Here is a 17,346-nt window from a genome sequence, read left to right on the forward strand (position 1 = left end):
GATCAGTCCTCCTCGGAAGAAGCGGAACGGCGGCGGGCGCCGCCCCCGGCGGTGGTGCGCCGCCGGGGGCGGCTCTCCTGCTCCTCCTGCTCCTCCCACTCCTCTTCGTCCTCGTCGTCGCCGACCCCGACGGCGTGCTTGACCTTCTCTCCCACGCCTTTCACCGCCTTCTTGGCCTTCTTCTTGCCGATGCCGGCGGCCATGCCGCCGGCCGCGCTCCCGCCGCCTCCGACCCCGCCCAGCAGTTCGGGAACGGTCGTGCTGCTGCGGTCGAATTCGAGGTCCAAGCGGTTGCAGGCTTCGGCGAAGCGGAGGTAGGTGTCCACGCTGGCGACCACGATGCGGGCGTCGATCTTCAGGATCTCGATGCCGACGAGGGAGACCCGGATGAAGACGTCGATCACCATGCCCCGGTCGAGGATGAGTTCCAGGACGTCGTAGAGGGTGCCGGTCCGCTGGACGCAGACGACCTCTTCCGTGTATGTGCCAGTGGGCATCTCGGGGCGTCCTTTCGGCAGTCGTCTCGGCGGTCGTCTCAGCAGTCGTCGGCCGCACCGCGCCGGTAGCGGCGGACCCTCCGGTATTCCTGGAGTTCGCCCCGCTGGTCGACGCGCACCTCGTAGGTGGCCAGCAGGCTGGTGGTGTCGGGGATCCGGGCGACCTCGAGGACGTCCACGCTGACGACCCAGCCGTCCTCGTGGCGGGTCACCCCGCTGACGCCCTCGGGCTCATGGACGATCAGTGAGGCGAGCTGGTCGCACGCGTGCCGGGCGGCCTCGGCCGGCCTGGGCGGCCGGGACCGGGGGCTCGTCCTGGTGGGCGATGGGCGCGTCTCTCGCTCTGCCATGTGCATCAGTGTGATCACAGGGCGTGTCCGGCCGCCTGTCGTGATGGGCCAGACGGCTGCCTGCCGTGCTGGGCCGGACGCGGGTGGGCCGGGCCGGGTGTGGGTCGCCAGAGCTACCGGCGTGGCCCAATTATCTCCGGTGCAGTCGAACTGATCCGCAAATGGGGCAGGAATCGCTGGTTCCGCAGCGGAGCACATGTGAAGATGGCTCGCGGCCGATTGCCCATAATTGATGACCGGCCGTGGCTGGAAAATACCGTTGGGGAATAATGCGTACACATAAGGCTGTGGCCTGCCTGGCCATCACGGTAGCCCTGCTGGCGGGCTGCTCCGACGATGGCGACAAGGGAAAAGCCGAGGACGGCGGCATGGTGGCTGTCGAATTCAAGGTGACGGGGGATTCGCCGGCGAGCGTATATATCCCCGGTATCAATTCGAGTCTGTATGCCGATACCAAGAAGAGTAGCGGTGACGCCGACCTGGATCTCGAAAACGTCAAGACGCCGTGGTCGAAGAAGTTCAAGGTGAAGCCCGGAAGGTCGCTGTCGTTGCAAGCGGGTTCCGCGGAGCCGAAGAAGGAAATCGGCTGCCAGATATTCGTCAACGGGGACCTCAAGGACGAGGAGACGCAGAAGAACAAGCCCGGCAGCACCCTCACGGCCGGGTGCTCGAGCGCGACCCCGCGCTGATCGGGGCGCGATCCACAGGCGTTCGGGCGGACGACGGACCGGCGGAGATTGTCGGCGGGTGGTCGTACTCTGGAAGACCCCCGGCCCGTGACACGTGTCGGGTCGTTCGCGTTGTCCGCCTCCGGGATGGAATACCCCTTTATGAGCCTCACCGGTCTGCTCGACGTCGTCGTTAAAGACCCCGCGCTCGCCGAGGCGGTGCGCGGCGCCGCCGACGGGCATCGTCCCTACGTCGATCTGGTCGGCCCGCCGGCCGCCCGCCCGTTCGCCATCGCCGCGCTGGCGCGCTCCGCGGGCCGCCCTGTGCTCGCGGTGACCGCCACCGGCCGGGAGGCGGAGGACCTGGCGGCCGCGCTGCGCTCGCTCCTCCCGCCGGATGGGGTGGTGGAGTACCCGTCCTGGGAGACGCTGCCGCATGAGCGGCTCTCCCCGCGCTCGGACACGGTCGGGCGGCGCCTCGCGGTGCTGCGCAGGCTGGCCCATCCGCGCCAGGACGACCCGGCGGCCGGTCCGGTCTCGGTCGTCGTCGCGCCCGTGCGGTCCGTGCTGCAGCCGCAGGTCAAGGGGCTGGGAGAGCTGGAGCCGGTGAGCCTGCGGGCCGGGGGGACCGCCGATCTGGAGGAGATCGTGGACGGGCTCGCCGCCGCCGCGTACTCCCGAGTCGAGCTGGTCGAGAAGCGCGGCGAGTTCGCCGTGCGCGGCGGCATCCTGGACGTCTTCCCGCCGACCGAGGAGCATCCGCTCCGGATCGAGTTCTGGGGCGACGACATCGAGGAGATCCGCTACTTCAAGGTGGCCGACCAGCGCTCCCTCGAAGTCGCCGAGCACGGCCTGTGGGCCCCGCCCTGCCGCGAGCTGCTGCTGACCGATCAGGTGCGGGAGCGGGCCGCGGCCCTCGCCGAGGCCCATCCCGAGCTGGGCGAGCTGCTCGGCAAGATCGCCGAGGGGATCGCGGTCGAGGGCATGGAGTCCCTGGCCCCGGTCCTGGTGGACGACATGGAGCTGCTGCTGGACGTCCTCCCGAAGGGCAGCATGACGGTCGTCTGCGATCCGGAGCGGGTGCGCACCCGGGCGGCGGACCTGGTGGCCACCAGCCAGGAGTTCCTACAGGCGTCCTGGGCGGCCACGGCCGGGGGCGGAGAGGCCCCGATCGACGTCGGCGCGGCTTCCCTGTGGGGTATCGCGGACGTCCGCGACCGGGCCCGTGAGCTGGGCATGATGTGGTGGTCGGTGAGCCCGTTCGCGGCGGATGAGGAGCTCACGCAGACACTTGCCGCTGACGCGGCGGGGGACACCGTCAAGCTGGGCATGCACGCCACCGAGAGCTACCGCGGCGACACCGCCCGGGCGCTGGCCGACACCAAGGGCTGGCTCGCCGACGGCTGGCGCACCGTCTATGTGACCGAGGGCCACGGCCCCGCCTCCCGCACCGTCGAGGTGCTCGGCGGCGAGGGGATCGCGGCCCGGCTGGACGGCGACCTCACCGAGATCAAGCCGTCCGTGGTGCATGTGTCCTGCGGCTCGATCGACTACGGCTTCGTCGACCCGGTCCTGAAGCTGGCCGTGCTGACCGAGACGGATCTGTCCGGGCAGAAGGCCGCGGGCAAGGACGGGGCGCGGATGCCCGCGCGCCGCCGTAAGACCATCGATCCGCTCACCCTCGAAGCGGGCGACTTCATCGTCCATGAGCAGCACGGCGTGGGCCGCTACATCGAGATGGTGCAGCGCACCGTCCAGGGCGCCACCCGCGAGTATCTGGTGGTGGAGTACGCCCCGGCCAAGCGCGGCCAGCCCGGCGACCGGCTCTTCGTCCCCACCGACCAGCTCGAGCAGGTCACCAAGTACGTGGGCGGCGAGGCGCCGACCCTGCACCGGCTCGGCGGGGCCGACTGGACCAAGACCAAGGCGCGCGCCAAGAAGGCCGTCAAGGAGATCGCCGCCGACCTGATCAAGCTCTACTCCGCCCGGATGGCGGCGCCCGGCCATGCCTTCGGCGCGGACACCCCCTGGCAGCGCGAGCTGGAGGACGCCTTCCCGTACGCGGAGACCCCCGATCAGCTCACCACCATCGCCGAAGTCAAGGAGGACATGGAGAAGTCGGTTCCGATGGACCGGCTGGTCTGCGGCGACGTCGGCTACGGCAAGACCGAGATCGCGGTCCGCGCGGCCTTCAAGGCGGTCCAGGACGGCAAGCAGGTCGCGGTGCTGGTGCCCACGACCCTGCTGGTGCAGCAGCACTTCGGCACCTTCGGCGAGCGGTACGGCCAGTTCCCCGTCAACGTCAGGGCGCTCTCCCGCTTCCAGACCGACATCGAGGCCAAGGCGGTGCTGGAGGGGCTGAAGGACGGCGCGGTCGACATCGTCATCGGCACCCACCGGCTCTTCTCCTCCGAGACCAAGTTCAAGGACCTGGGCCTGGTCATCGTGGACGAGGAGCAGCGCTTCGGCGTCGAGCACAAGGAGCAGCTGAAGAAGCTCCGCGCCAATGTGGACGTGCTGACCATGTCCGCCACCCCCATCCCGCGCACCCTGGAGATGGCGGTCACCGGCATCCGCGAGATGTCGACGATCACCACCCCGCCGGAGGAGCGCCACCCGGTGCTGACCTTCGTCGGGCCGTACGAGCAGAAGCAGATCGGCGCGGCGATCCGGCGTGAGCTGCTCCGCGAGGGCCAGGTCTTCTACATCCACAACCGGGTGGAGTCCATCGACCGGGCCGCGGCGAAGCTGCGCGAGATCGTCCCCGAGGCGCGGATTGCCACCGCTCACGGCCAGATGTCGGAGACCGCCCTGGAGCAGGTCGTGGTCGACTTCTGGGAGAAGAAGTTCGATGTGCTGGTCTCCACGACGATCGTCGAGTCCGGTATCGACATCTCCAACGCCAACACCTTGATCGTCGAGCGTGGCGACAACTTCGGCCTCTCCCAGCTCCACCAGCTCCGCGGCCGGGTCGGCCGTGGGCGCGACCGCGGTTACGCGTACTTCCTCTACCCGCCCGAGAAGCCGCTCACCGAGACCGCCCATGAGCGGCTGGCCACGATCGCCCAGCACACCGAGATGGGCGCGGGCATGTATGTGGCGATGAAGGACCTGGAGATCCGCGGTGCGGGCAATCTGCTCGGCGGCGAGCAGTCCGGCCATATCGCGGGCGTCGGCTTCGATCTGTACGTCCGGATGGTCGGCGAGGCCGTCGCCGACTACCGGGCCTCGATCGAGGGCGGTGAGGAGGAGGAAGCGCCGCTGGAGGTCAAGATCGAGCTGCCGGTCGACGCGCACGTCCCGCACGACTACGCCCCCGGCGAGCGCCTGCGCCTCCAGGCGTACCGCGCCATCGCCTCCGCCACCAGCGAGGACGACATCCGCGCCGTCCGCGAGGAGCTCACCGACCGCTACGGCAAGCTCCCCGAACCGGTGGAGAACCTCCTCCTGGTCGCCGGCCTGCGCCTGCTGGCCCGCGCCTGCGGCGTCACCGACATCACCCTCCAGGGCTCCAACATCCGCTTCTCCCCGGTGGAGCTCCGCGAATCCCAGGAACTGCGCCTCAAGCGCCTCTACCAGCGCTCGGTGATCAAACCGGCCACCAAGCAGGTCCTGGTCCCCCGCCCCTCGACCGCCCGAATCGGCGGAAAGCCGCTGGTGGGGCGGGAACTGCTGGCATGGACGGGGGAGTTCCTGACCACGATCCTGGGATCGTGACAACGATCCTGGGATCGTGACAACGATTTTGGGGACGTGACAGCGACCGCGGCCCGCCTGGCGCCGGTGCTCATGGCCCGGCGCCGGGCGGGGACAGGGGCGTGCCGCGCGGCCCCGGGGCGCGATCGCGCTCAGGCGATGCGGATCTGTTGATCGTCGACTTCGAGCACCAGCGTCAGCCGGGCGCCCAGGGCCTGCGCATAGGCGCGCATCGCCGTGAGGTCCACCGCCTTGCCCTGCTCCAGTTGGGAGACGCGGGCCTGGGTGATGCCGAGCTGGACGGCGGCCTGCTGCTGGGTGAGTCCCCGCTCCCTCCGCAGCCGCTGCAGGTGATGGCCCAAGAGGTGGGCCTCCTGCTGCAGACGTGCCGCCTCTTTGCGTGCCGCCCACTCGGCCTCGCCCACTTCGGGGTGGGCCTCGCGGCGGATCCGCTCGGCGCTCCTCTTGACCTCGTCCCACGAGGTGAAACCGTTCATTCCGCCGCCTTCTCCTTGTGGTCGAGGTACTGCCGGTAGCGCTCCTCGCCGAGTGGAACGGCAGTGTCGTACCAGCGTCGCCAACTGCCCGCCTTGTCGCCCGCCACGAGGAGGATGCACTCCCGGTCGGGGTCGAAGACGAAGAGGATGCGGATCTCGGTCCGGCCCCCCCGAGCCCGGGCGTAACTCCTTGAGGTTCTTCATCGAGCTGCCGTGAATCACATCGGCCATAGGACGACCGAGACTCGGTCCTATCTCGGCCAGCAGCTCGATGGCCTGCTCCACCGAGTCGGCCGAATGCGGATCGTGAGCACATAGGGCGAGGAACCAGCCGGCCACCTCGTCATGGATGTTGATTGACCACGTCACGGGCCAGTATAAGCAGTCGCTTGTAGAAGCGCATGCTTTTATTGCCGGATCATTCACTCGCATGGGTGGGCCGGCGCCGGGCGGGGACAGGGGCGGGCCGCGCGCAACACCCCCGTCGTCGCGCGGCGGCCGCCCCGGCTTGTGAGGCCCGGCGGGCTGGGCCAGTTCAGGACATTAGGCGGGCGCGGCACCGGCGGCGAGGAACGATGTGCACAGTGAGGGCACCGGGTGGTTCCCGTTCGAACGGTGAGTGCTTTGGTGAACGGTGAGAACGGGGGCGAACGGCGAGTGCGCTGACGCGAACGGCCCGGGGTGCGGGCCGGTCTCAGAGTGAGCCCAGTGCTCGCATTGCCAGCCACAGCTCGTACTTCGCGCTCGGCGCGGTCAGCAGGGACCGCCCCAGCACGTCCTCCGCCCTGGTCAGGCGCTTGCGCGCGCCCGGTAGCGAGATGCCGAGGGCGGCGGCTGCCGCGGGCAGGCGGGCGTCGGCGCGCAGCCAGGTGCGTACGGTCTCCAGACAGGCCGTCGGCCTGGCCTCTTCCAGGGGACGTAGCTGGAACCGGGCCCAGGTTCCGGCGGCGGGTGTGCCCAGCACCGTGTCCAGGGTGGCGGCGGGTCCCGGCGGGGCATGGGCGCGGGCCGCCGCGGCCTGGGGCGCGGTGTGCAGCCGCAGGGCGAGCCAGGCGGCCGACTGCGCGGCCAGGCTGCGGCTGACCTCCACGCCCAGCAGCTCATCGAGATGGCGCAGCCGCGCGGCGAGCGTATTGCGGTGGATCTTCAGATGGCGGCTGGCCGCTCCACCGAAGCTGAGCCACGACCCGAGTGTGCCCAGCAGCTCCTGCGGTCCCGGGTCGGCGCGGCGGGCCGGGGCGTGGCGCAGGCAGGGCGCCAGGAGTTCGCTCGCCCACAGATACCCCTCCGGGCCCGCCAGTACGGTCACGTCCACGTCGCCGCCGAAGCCGGCGCGGCGCTCGGGCGCGTTACGGGCCACTGCCAGCGCGTGGATGGCCTGCTCGTAGGCGGTCGGCGTGTCCCGCAGCGCGACCGCCGCGCTCACCCCGACCCGGCACTCCGGCACCAGGCGGACGATCAGCAGGTCCAGTGATTCGGGGAGTGGGGCGTGCGGGTCGACGCTCACCGCGGTGGCCGGGCCTGTCGTCTCCGGCGGTACGAGCGCGAGGACGTGGTTCGGGCGTACCGGGCACGGCACGATCCACGCCGCGCCGCCTGCCTCGCGGTCGATCCGCCGGGCGATCTCGCGCCGCCGGGGGTGCGGACACTCGATCACATACATCTGGACCACCGCGGGCAGCGCCGGCCGCAGCGCCCCCGCGATCCGCTGCGCGGCGGGCACGCTGCCCACCATCAGCAGATGCAGCACCGCCTCCCGGCTGTGCTCCTCGGCCGATTCGATCCGCCGCCGCGCCCGTTCGGCCTGCTCCAGCCGCCAGCACAGGGCGAGGGTGCGGGCGGCGTCGGCGAGCAGCATTCCGCAGTGCGGATCGTCCGGCCCGATGACGGCCAGATACGTGCTCGGGTCGGTGTCGAGCGCGATCACATGTACCGGAGGCCCTTCGCCCCCGCCCAGCACGGCGGACGGCGCCCCGCGCCGGTGCAGTTCGACGGCCGCGTCGGCGGCGGCGTCTGCGGCCGGTCGCGCCACCGCCGGGTCGTGCTCGCCACCCGGCCCGGCCAGCACCCGGCCCGTGTCCCCGACCAGCACGGCCGGGCCTCCGGTGCGCCGGGTCAGCCAGCCGAGCATGTCCCGTACCGCCCCGCGCCTGGAGGCGAGCCGGGCGAGGGCGAGAACGTTGTCGGCGCGGTCGGCGCGCACGTCGGAGGGCGAGGCGGGCATGAAACAGCACATTAGTTCCGATCGCCTGGGTTCCCGAATGGGCTCTGGCCGGTCTGCGGAATCGGCGGCGGCCAAGAGAAGGGGCGCGGCTAGGCTCGGCCGGTGTCCACTGTCATAGCCGCCATGATCACCGCTGTCGTCGGCATCCTCGGCACCCTCTTCGCGCCCGTCCTCCAGCAGCGCATGACGGTACGGCAACGGGAGGAGGACGCGCGTACGGAGGACCGGCGGCGCCGCATCGAGGAGCGCCGGACCGCCTACACCGCGATGAACCGCGCCTCTCGGCAGTTCCACACGCTCCTCAAGGACGCGCTGCACCGGATCCGCGACGACGTGTACACGGACGAGGACCGCGTCGGGCTGGAGGAGGCCCGCCGCGACTACCGGGACCGTTACGCCGAGGCGCAGATGATCGTCCCCGAGCGGGTCCTGGAAGCGTCCCGCGCGCTCAACACGGTGCTCGCCGGGATCGACGCACAGGCCAAACGGATTGACCGGGGCCTGCAGCGCGACGGCGAGACGGCGGCGGGCGCGCTGCTGGAGCTGAAGGAGGCCGAGCCCCGGCTGGCGACGATGCGCCGGATCATGCGGGAGGACCTGGGCATCCTCGACTGAGGCCCGGGGCCCGGTCGGCCATCACATCCGGTGCCCCCGCCATGACCTCACGGGTAATCGACGCCCCGGGCGCGGCGCGGCAGGCTGATCCGTGTCCGCCGCAGACGCCGGACCGGACCCAACCGCCGATCGGCCAGGAGCACTTGGAGGAGCCATGCCCGCCGCCTACGCGCTCGCGCATCTGCACGGCCGCAGTCCGCACCCCGACATCATCGAGTACCTGGAGCGGATCCAGGCCACCCTCGACCCCTTCCACGGCCGCTTCCTCATCCACGGTGGCGAGCTGGAGGTGGTCGAGGGGGAGTGGCCGGGCAGTGTGGTGCTGATCGAGTTCCCGGGCGGGATGGCGGACGCTCGCGCCTGGTACGCCTCGCCCTCGTATCAGGACATTCTGCGGCTGCGCACCGACCACATCGAGGGCGTCGTGGTCCTCGTCGAGGGCGTGGTCTCCGACTACGACCCGCTGGCGCGCGCCGGGAAGCTGCGGTCCGCCGACCCCGGCGGCTACGCCCGCTAGTCCGTCCCGGTGGGTGCGCCCGGTGGCCCGTCCCGGCGGTTGTGCCTGCCGGCCCGTCCTGGCGGGTGTGGGCGGTGGCTCGTCCCGGTGGCACGCCCGCTGGTCCTCCCGGCGGGTACGCCTGCTACGGGGTGTCCACCGCGTGGCGGGGGCTTCGCCCCTGGACCCCGGGTCTGGGGGCGGAGCCCCGCACGCGGCGGAGCCGCATATCGTCAGGTGTCGGGGAGGGGCGGGGAGGGGAGCAGCCTGCCGCAGGCGTCACGATCCGTCGGACACCTCCCGTCCCGGCGGGTCTGCCCGCTGGTCCGCCCCGGCGGATACGGCTGGGCCACTGGCGGACCCCGGCGGGCACGCCCGGTAGTCGCCCCGGCGGACACGGTCGCTAGCCGAGCCCATCGGATGCGCCCGCCAGCGGACCCCAGTGCGCACGGTCGCTAGCCGAGTCCATCGGATGCGCCCGCCAGCCGACCCCGGCGCGCACGTCGCTCGGCGGCGGTCACCGTCCCACCGCGTACCCCTGCGCGCCCCGCGGATTGGCGGCGGCCAGCAGCACGCCCGTCTCGGGGTCGCGGGCGACCGCGCACAGCCGCCCCTCCGACCAGGGCCCGCCGACCACGACATCGTGGCCGCGGCGGCGCAGCTCCGCGACGGCGACCTCGCCGACCCGCGACTCCACGACCACCCGTCCCGCCGTCATCGCCCGCGGGTGGAAGGAGCCGGGGAAGGATTCCTGGTGCCAGTTGGGGGCGTCGATGGCGCCCTGCAGATCCAGCCCGGAGCGCACCGGCGCCCGCAGCGCGACCCCGAGGAAGAAGTGCGTGCTCCACTGGTCCTGCTGATCGCCGCCCGGCGTCCCGAAGGCCATGACGGGGGTGTCGCCGCGCAGCGCGAGCGAGGGGGTGAGCGTGGTGCGGGGGCGGCGGCCGGGGGTGAGGGAGTTGGGCAGTCCGGGGTCAAGCCAGGTCATCTGGAGCCGGGTGCCGAGCGGGAAGCCCAGCGCGGGGATGACGGGGTTGGACTGCAGCCAGCCGCCGCTGGGCGTGGCCGCGACCATGTTGCCCCAGCGGTCCACGACGTCGAGATGGCAGGTGTCGCCTCGCGTCACCCCGTCCGGCCCGACGGCTGGTTCGCCGTCGGCCCGTTCGCCCGGAGCCGATCCCCCGGCGGCCGGTCCGCCGAGGGGCAGCCCCAGGTCCGGTCCGCCGACCGTCGGTTCCCCGCCGCCCGGCGCGGCGACCGGTCCGGCCGCCCCGGAGGCCGCGCGGGCCACGGCGGCCAGCGCCTGCTTGCTCAGCCGCGGCGTACGGCCCCCGGGGTGCCCGGGGCGCAGCTCGTACGAGGCCCCCTCGCCGATCAGCCGCCGCCGCTCGTCGTTGTACGGACGGGAGAGCAGCTCCGTCAGCGGCACGTCGGCGGCGTCCCCGTACCACGCCTCGCGGTCGGCCATGGCCAGCTTGCCGCCCTCGATCAGGGTGTGCAGGAAGTCGGGAGTGCCGAGGTCGTCCGCGGTCAGCCCGTCCGGCAGCAGGGCGAGTTGCTGCAGCAGCACCGGCCCCTGGCTCCAGGGCCCGGCCTTGCACACGGTCCAGCCGTTCCAGGAGTGGCTGACCGGCGCCTCGTACGTGGCCTCAAAGGCGGCCAGATCGTCTCCGGTGAGCGTCCCGGCGTGGCGCCGCCCGGACGAGTCCATCGCGGGCCGGGCCGCCGCGTCCGCCAGCTCCTTCGCGATGAAGCCCTCGCGCCAGACCCGGCGGGCCGCCTCGATCTGTGTCTCGCGCCCCGGCCCGGCCGCCTCCGCCTCGGCGATCAGCCGCCGCCAGGTGGCGGCGAGCGCGGGGTTGGTGAGCAGCCGCCCGGCGGCGGGGGACTCCCCGTCCGGCAGATACAGCTCGGCCGAGGTCGTCCACTCGGTCTCGAACAGCTCCCGTACCGCCTCGACCGTCTCCCCGATCCGCTCGACCGCGGGATGGCCGTGCTCGGCGTAGCCGATCGCGTACCGCAGCACCTCGGCGAGCCGCTTGGTCCCGTGGTCGCGCAGCAGCACCATCCAGGCGTCGAACGCACCGGGCACCGCCGCCGCGAGCGGGCCGGTGCCCGGGACGAGGTCGAGGCCGAGCGCGGTGTAGTGGTCGATGGTGGCCCCGGCGGGGGCCGGGCCCTGGCCGCACAGCACGGTGGGTTCGCCGCCCGCCGGGGCGAGGATGATCGGCACCTCACCGGCGGGCCCGTTCAGATGCGGCTCGACCACATGCAGGACGAACCCGGCGGCCACGGCCGCGTCGAAGGCGTTGCCGCCGTCCTCCAGGACGGCCATGGCGGACTGCGAGGCCAGCCAGTGAGTGGAGGACACCATGCCATGGGTGCCCTGCAGGGTGGGCCGGGTGGTGAACATGCGGCGGGCTCCTGATCTCGTACGGGTGCGGGGGCGGGGCGGGTCTCAGGGGGCCGGGGGGTTTTCAGGGGGTGGAGGCGTTCTCATGTGGCCGAGGCGTTCTCGTCGGGTGGAGGCGTCCTTATGGGTCATGGTGCTGCCGAGGCGTCCGGCGCCGTTCCGTCGTCCGCCACCAGATGGCAGGAGACCTGCCGACCGCCGCCGCCCGCAAGTCCCCGCAGCGCGGGCGGCTCGGTGCGGCAGCGGTCGACGGCGAGCGGACAGCGGGTGTGGAAGCGGCAGCCCGGGGGCGGATCCAGCGGGCTGGGCAGCTCCCCGCTGAGCACGATCCGGGCGCGCGACCGCTGCGCGGCCGGGTCCGGCACCGGGGCCGCGGACAGCAGTGCCTGGGTGTACGGATGCTTGGGGTCGGCGAACAGCTCGGCGGCCGGGGCCTGTTCCACGAGCTGCCCCAGATACATCACCGCGATCCGGTCGGCGAGGTACTCGACGGCGGCCAGGTCATGGGTGATGAACAGACAGCCGAAGCGCCGCTCCCGCTGCAGATCCGCCAGCAGGTTGAGCACGGACGCCTGGACGGAGACGTCCAGCGCCGACGTCGGCTCGTCGGCCACCAGTAGCTGTGGATCGACCGACAGCGCGCGGGCGATCGAGACCCGCTGCCGCTGCCCGCCGGAGAGCTCATGGGGCCGCCGCCGCGCCAGTTCGGGCCGCAGCCCCACCTGGGCCAGCAGCGCGGCGACCCGGTCGCGCAGCGCGTCGCCGGATGCCAGGCGGTGCAGCCGCAGCGGCTGGGCGACGATGGCGCCCACGGTCATCCGGGGGTCGAGCGAGGAGGACGGGTCCTGGAAGACCAGGTGGAAGTCCTTGCGCAGCGGACGCAGCGCCCGTCTCGACAGCCGGGTCACCTCGCGGCCGTTGATCGTCACGCTGCCCGCGGTGGGCCGGTCCAGCCGTACGGCGCACCGCCCCACCGTGGACTTGCCGCTGCCGGACTCCCCGACCAGGCCGACGATCTCGCCCCGGCCGATGCTGAGGCTGACCCCGTCGACCGCCTTGACGGTGCCGGCCGGGCCGGTGAAGTGGCGGACGAGGCCGCTGATGTCGAGCACGGCGTCATCCCGTGACGCCTCCACGGACGCGACGGCGGCGGTCATGAGGCGGCCTCCTGATCGGGGCGTTCTGTCTGCTCGGTGCCTTCGGTCTGCTCGGGACGGTCCGGCTGCCCGGAATCGACCGGTACCGGATACCAGCACGCGGCCTCGTGCCGCTCGCGCAGCGCCCGCAGCGCGGGCCGCTGCGCCCCGCACCGTTCATCGGCAGAGGCGCAGCGGGGCTGGAAGGTGCAGCGGTCGGGCTGTTCGGTGAGGCTCGGCACCAGTCCGGGGATCTCCTGGAGCCGCCCCCGTCCGCCCGCCGCCCGCCGCCGTCCGGGGACCGGCACGGCGCCGAGCAGCCCGCGGGTGTACGGATGGCGGGGCGCGGTGAACAGCTCGTCCACCGGGGCCTGTTCGACGCCCCGCCCCGCGTACATCACCAGCACCCGGTCCGCGATGTCGGCGACCACGCCCAGATCGTGGGTGATCAGCACGATGGCGGTGCCGAGCCGCTCCCGCAGGGACTGCAGCACCTCCAGGATGCCCGCCTGGACGGTGACGTCCAGCGCGGTGGTGGGCTCGTCGGCGATGAGCACGGCGGGGTCGCAGGCGATCGCGATGGCGATCATCACCCGTTGCCGCATACCGCCGCTGAGCTGGTGCGGATAGTCGCGGGCCCGCTGGGCGGGGGCGGGGATGCCGACGAGGTCGAGCAGGTCCACGGCCCGTTCGCGCGCCGCGCGGCGGTCGAGCCCCTGATGGCGCCGGAGGACCTCGCCGACCTGGCGGCCGATGGTGAGGACGGGGTTCAGCGAGGTCATCGGCTCCTGGAAGATCATCGCGATCTCCCGGCCGCGGACGTCCCGCAGCTCCTTCTCGTCCGCCCCCACCAGCTCCCGTCCGCCCAGCCGGATGGAGCCGCCGACGTGCGCGGTGGGCGGCAGCAGCCCCATCACGGCGGTGGAGGTCACGGACTTGCCGCAGCCGGACTCGCCGACCACGGCCAGCACTTCACCCGCGGCGATGTCGTACGACAGCCCGTCCACCGCGTGGACCACGCGGGTCGGGGTGCGGAAGACCACGGACAGGTCCCGCACGCTCAGGGCAGGGGTCGCGGATGCGGTCATCGAGTCTCTCCCGACGGGGTCATCGACGGTTCTCCCGACGTGGTCATCGGCTGTCTCCCTGGGGGTCGAGGATGTCGCGCAGCCCGTCCCCGAGCAGATTGAACGCGAGCGTCGCGGCGATGATCGCGAGTCCCGGGAAGACCGCCATCCAGGGCGCGGCGGCGATGTACGCCTGGGCGCTGGAGAGCATCACGCCGAGCGAGGCGGACGGCGGCTGGATGCCGAGGCCGAGGAAGCTCAGCAGCGCCTCGCCGATGATCGCGGTGGGGATGCCCACGGTGGCCTGGACGGTCAGCGCGGACAGGGCGCCGGGGAGGATGTGGCGGAAGAGCACGGTGCCGTCCCCGCCGCCGTTGGCCACCGCCGCCGCCACATAGTCGAGGTGCTTGAGCCGCAGCGTCTCCGCCCGGGTGATCCGGATGACGGCCGGGATCTGGGAGACGCCGACCGCGATCGTGGCGTTGAGCAGGGACGGCCCGAGGATGGTGGCCAGGCCCACCGCCAGCACCAGGAAGGGGAAGGCGAGCAGGGTGTCGGTGAGCCGGGAGACCACCGAGTCGGCGAACCGCCCGTAATAGCCCGCGATCAGCCCGAGTGGCACTCCGGCCGCGAAGGCCAGCGCCACCGCGAGCAGACCGATCTGCAGTGAGGCCCGCACCCCGTACACGACCCGGGAGAGCTGATCGCGGCCCAGGTCGTCGGTGCCCAGCCAGTGGGCCCAGCCCGGCTGGTGGAGGGCGGCCGAGAAGTCGGGCCGGGCCGGGTCGTACGGCGCGATGAGCGGTGCGAACACCGCGATCAGCACCAGGATCACGGCGGCCACGGCCCCGGTGAGGGCCAGCTTGTTGCGGGTCAGTAGCCGGAGCCGGGACAGCGGCGCGAGCGGGGCCCGCTCCCGTTCCTCGGCGGCGGGTACGGCGGTGGCGGCCGCGCTCATTGGGCACCTCCGAGCCGGATACGGGGGTCGATCACCGAATAGGCCAGGTCGACCAGGAGGTTGACGAGGATGTAGGCGGCCGAGGTGAACAGCACCACGCCCTGCACCATCGCGTAGTCGCGGGAGAAGACCGCGTCGATGGTGAGCTTGCCGAAGCCCGGCAGGACGAAGATCTGCTCGGTGACGACCGCGCCCGAGATGAGGTGCCCGAGCTGCAGCCCGAGCACGGTCACCACCGTGACCAGGCTGTTGCGCAGGGCGTGCCCGATGATCACCTGACGGCTGGAGAGCCCTTTGGCGCGCGCCGTGCGGACGTAGTCGGCGGACAGCGAGCCCAGCATGGCCGCGCGCGTCTGCCGCATCACGACCGCCGCCAGACCGGAGCCGAGGACGATCACCGGCAGCACCATATGGCGCAGGTTCTCCATCGGGTCCACGCCGAACGGCACGAAACCGGAGGCGGCGAAGACCGGGACGGCGATGGCGAACGCGAGGACGAGCACGATGCCGAGCCAGAAGGCGGGCACCGAAAGCCCCAGCAGCGCCACCGCGTTGACCAGCCACTCCTCGGGCCGGCCGCGCCGGACCGCCGCCACCACCCCGGCGCCCACGCCGACGACGACCGCGAGCAGCAGGGCCAGGGCGGACAGTTCGAGGGTGACGGGCAGCGCCTCCAGGACCGAGTCCAGGACCGGCAGCCCGGTGCGGGAGGAGACACCGAGGTCGCCGGTGGCGGCGTGCCGCACATAGCGCACGTACTGCACCACGATGTTGTCGTCCAGCCCGTAGCTCGCGCGGATCTGGGCGATCGCCTCGGGCGTGGGCTCCTCCCCGGCCAGCGCGGTCGCGGTGTCGCCGGGCAGCGCCCGTACGCCGGCGAAGACCACGACGCTGACCAGGAAGAGGGTGATCAGCGATTCGCCGACGCGGCGGATCGGATAGGACATCAGTTCCCTCCCTTCGCGTATCCGGCGTCCTTCACGCGGATCAGCCCGTCGCCGAAGACCTTCAGCCCGGCGACCTTCTTCGTCACCGACACGTAGTTCGTGGGCTGGATCAGATAGAGCACGGTGTGCTGGGCGCGGACGCGCTCGACGAGCCGGGCGTAGATCTTCTGGCGGGCGGCCTTGCCCGCGGTGGCGCCGCCCTCGGCGATCAGCCGGTCGATGGCGGGGTCGGAGAGGCCGCCGTAGTTCTGGGCGCCGCCGGTGCCGGCGAACACGTCGATGTTGCCCGCCGGGTCGAGCCGTCCGGACCAGTTGGTCGTCGCCGCCTGGAAGTCGCCCGCGCGGGAGTGCTCCAGGCCGGTGGCGAACTCGGTCGGCGCCAGACTCACCGCGAAGCCCGCCTCCTTGGCCATGGCCTGGACCACCTGGCCCAGCCGGTTGTCCTCCGGGGTGGTGCTGATCTGCAGCCGCACCCGGACCGGGGTGGCCACCTTGGCGGCCTTGAGCAGCCGTTTGGCCTTGGCCAGGTCGCGGGCCGGGCAGCGGGCCCCGGTGGCGTACGGGGTGCCGGAGGGGAGCGGGCCGCAGGTGGGGCGGTAACGGTCCTGGAAAACGATGGTGTTGATGAGGGCGCGGTCCAGGGAGAGGTCGAACGCCTCGCGCACCCGCACATCCCGCGCGATCGGGGTGTCGATCCGGCCCGGCGGCGCCCCTGCGCCCTTGGTGTTGCCGATGTTGAGGGTCAGTCCGTAGTAGCCCAGCGAGGGGGAGTTGAAGAGCTGCAGCCCGGGTTCGGTGAGCGCCCTGCCCACCTGGACCGGATCCATCTGGTCGCCGACCTGGATGTCACCGGACTGCAGATTCGCCAGCCGGACGTTGCCGTCGGTGATGGTGCGGTAGATCACCCGCCGCAGATGGACGGAGTCGGCGTCGTAGTAGTTCGGGTCCTTGTCCAGCACGATGCGGTCGCCCACCACCCGCTCGGCGTAGCGGAACGGTCCGACGCAGGTGGGGTGGCTCGCGAAGCCGTCGCCGTAGCGCTTCAGCGCCGTCGGCGACATCACCATGCCCGAGCGGTCGGCGAGCAGCGCGAGCAGCGGGACGTACGGCTTGTTCAGCCGCAGCCGTACGGTGTCGTCGCCGACCGCCCGAACCGAGGTGACGGGCTTCAGCTCGCTCGCGCGGACGGATCCGGGCAGTGTGCGATGCCGGTCGAGGGAGGTCTTGACCGCCTTCGCGTCCATCCGGGTGCCGTCGGCGAACCGGACGCCGCGCCGCAGCTTGATGGTGACGGTGCGGCCCCCGTCGCTGGTCGTGGGCGGTGCGGCGGCGAGCTGCGGCACGAACCGGTCCTGGGCGTCGACGTCGTAGAGCTTCTCGCACATCGCGGCGAACACCGTGCGGCCCACGGCGGTGCTGGCCAGGGAGGGGTCCAGCTTGTCGGGGTCCGATTTGAGGGCGATGGCCAGCGTTCCGCCGTCGCGGACGGGCCGGGGGTCGGTCATCCGGTCGGCGCCCACCTCGGCTGTGGGGGAGGCCAGGGAGGCGCAGCCGGCGGTGGCGGCGACGACCAGCACGCACAGCACCCGGGCGGCGAGGGCGGCGGCGCGCCGTCGGCGGCGGGTGGGTGGGGGCCGGTCGCTGGGTCCGCTCGTTCTTGGGCGCATGGCGGGATGCCTCACTGCTGGGGACGGAGAGCGCGCGCTGCGGTGCGGTCAGGATGGCGCAGGGACAGTCGATTGGTCCATTGGTAGGACCAAATTGCTTCAGTGGACGGTAGCG

15 protein-coding genes are annotated in these 17,346 nt (G+C 72.2%); 4 read left to right on the forward strand and 11 right to left on the reverse strand.

Translation table 11 applies throughout. The annotated features are described in order from the left end of the window. Nucleotides 1-2: 2 nt before the first annotated feature. Together gvpJ and J5X86_RS07830 are read right to left on the reverse strand one after the other, a co-directional pair. Nucleotides 3-497, reverse strand: coding sequence for a gas vesicle protein GvpJ (gene gvpJ, locus J5X86_RS07825; RefSeq protein WP_208516020.1), 495 nt, complete (start codon nt 495-497; stop codon nt 3-5). Nucleotides 498-535: 38 nt separating this feature from the next. Beyond that, on the reverse strand, nt 536-847 hold the full coding sequence (locus tag J5X86_RS07830; protein WP_078647616.1) for a gas vesicle protein: 312 nt from the start codon (nt 845-847) through the stop codon (nt 536-538). Between the two features lie 287 nt (nt 848-1,134). Between J5X86_RS07830 and J5X86_RS07835 the strand changes: the two genes are divergently transcribed. Together J5X86_RS07835 and mfd are read left to right on the forward strand one after the other, a co-directional pair. Beyond that, nucleotides 1,135-1,536 (forward strand): hypothetical protein, encoded by a 402-nt coding sequence (locus J5X86_RS07835; protein WP_208516021.1) that lies wholly within the window; start codon nt 1,135-1,137, stop codon nt 1,534-1,536. A gap of 141 nt (nt 1,537-1,677) precedes the next feature. Continuing rightward, nucleotides 1,678-5,232, forward strand: a complete 3,555-nt coding sequence (gene mfd / locus J5X86_RS07840) for a transcription-repair coupling factor (protein WP_208516022.1) — start codon at nt 1,678-1,680, stop codon at nt 5,230-5,232. Between the two features lie 131 nt (nt 5,233-5,363). On the opposite strand, the gene J5X86_RS07845 is transcribed toward mfd, so the two are convergent. The 3 genes from J5X86_RS07845 to J5X86_RS07855 all read right to left on the reverse strand — a co-directional run bounded on the left by J5X86_RS07845 (nt 5,364) and on the right by J5X86_RS07855 (nt 7,932). Further along, nucleotides 5,364-5,708 carry a helix-turn-helix domain-containing protein gene (locus J5X86_RS07845; protein ID WP_014054465.1) on the reverse strand — a complete coding sequence of 115 codons (345 nt, stop codon included), beginning with the start codon at nt 5,706-5,708 and terminating at the stop codon, nt 5,364-5,366. Continuing rightward, nucleotides 5,705-5,863: a type II toxin-antitoxin system RelE/ParE family toxin gene (locus J5X86_RS52405; protein ID WP_308124473.1), complete on the reverse strand. Its 159-nt coding sequence runs from the start codon at nt 5,861-5,863 to the stop codon at nt 5,705-5,707. Before J5X86_RS52405 ends, J5X86_RS07845 begins: the two co-directional genes overlap by 4 nt. 539 nt (nt 5,864-6,402) lie before the next feature. Beyond that, complete coding sequence (locus J5X86_RS07855; protein ID WP_208516024.1) at nt 6,403-7,932, reverse strand: CdaR family transcriptional regulator; 1,530 nt, start codon at nt 7,930-7,932, stop codon at nt 6,403-6,405. Nucleotides 7,933-8,034: 102 nt separating this feature from the next. Between J5X86_RS07855 and J5X86_RS07860 the strand changes: the two genes are divergently transcribed. Next, nucleotides 8,035-8,547, forward strand: a complete 513-nt coding sequence (locus J5X86_RS07860; RefSeq protein WP_078643187.1) for a hypothetical protein — start codon at nt 8,035-8,037, stop codon at nt 8,545-8,547. A gap of 154 nt (nt 8,548-8,701) precedes the next feature. Beyond that, nucleotides 8,702-9,064 carry a DUF1330 domain-containing protein gene (locus tag J5X86_RS07865; protein WP_208516025.1) on the forward strand — a complete coding sequence of 121 codons (363 nt, stop codon included), beginning with the start codon at nt 8,702-8,704 and terminating at the stop codon, nt 9,062-9,064. Nucleotides 9,065-9,560: 496 nt separating this feature from the next. Here the strand turns inward: J5X86_RS07865 and J5X86_RS07870 are convergent, their stop codons facing one another. The 6 genes from J5X86_RS07870 to J5X86_RS07895 form a co-directional block, all read right to left on the reverse strand. After that, complete coding sequence (locus J5X86_RS07870) at nt 9,561-11,456, reverse strand: gamma-glutamyltransferase family protein (protein WP_208516026.1); 1,896 nt, start codon at nt 11,454-11,456, stop codon at nt 9,561-9,563. Nucleotides 11,457-11,584: 128 nt separating this feature from the next. Then, on the reverse strand, nt 11,585-12,613 hold the full coding sequence (locus tag J5X86_RS07875; RefSeq protein WP_208516027.1) for an ABC transporter ATP-binding protein: 1,029 nt from the start codon (nt 12,611-12,613) through the stop codon (nt 11,585-11,587). Next, nucleotides 12,610-13,680 (reverse strand): ABC transporter ATP-binding protein, encoded by a 1,071-nt coding sequence (locus J5X86_RS07880; protein WP_208516028.1) that lies wholly within the window; start codon nt 13,678-13,680, stop codon nt 12,610-12,612. The genes J5X86_RS07875 and J5X86_RS07880 overlap by 4 nt, the downstream gene beginning before the upstream one ends. A gap of 43 nt (nt 13,681-13,723) precedes the next feature. Then, the gene (locus J5X86_RS07885; protein WP_208516029.1) at nt 13,724-14,617 is read right to left on the reverse strand and encodes an ABC transporter permease; all 894 of its coding nucleotides are present in this window, start codon (nt 14,615-14,617) and stop codon (nt 13,724-13,726) included. Continuing rightward, nucleotides 14,614-15,564, reverse strand: a complete 951-nt coding sequence (locus J5X86_RS07890; RefSeq protein WP_208516030.1) for an ABC transporter permease — start codon at nt 15,562-15,564, stop codon at nt 14,614-14,616. Before J5X86_RS07890 ends, J5X86_RS07885 begins: the two co-directional genes overlap by 4 nt. Continuing rightward, nucleotides 15,564-17,231 carry an ABC transporter substrate-binding protein gene (locus J5X86_RS07895; protein ID WP_208516031.1) on the reverse strand — a complete coding sequence of 556 codons (1,668 nt, stop codon included), beginning with the start codon at nt 17,229-17,231 and terminating at the stop codon, nt 15,564-15,566. The genes J5X86_RS07890 and J5X86_RS07895 overlap by 1 nt, the downstream gene beginning before the upstream one ends. Nucleotides 17,232-17,346 lie beyond the last annotated feature (115 nt).

It is taken from the genome of Streptomyces sp. NEAU-YJ-81 (genome assembly GCF_017592595.1).
In the GTDB taxonomy this organism is placed as follows: Bacteria; Actinomycetota; Actinomycetes; order Streptomycetales; family Streptomycetaceae; genus Streptomyces; species Streptomyces hygroscopicus_B.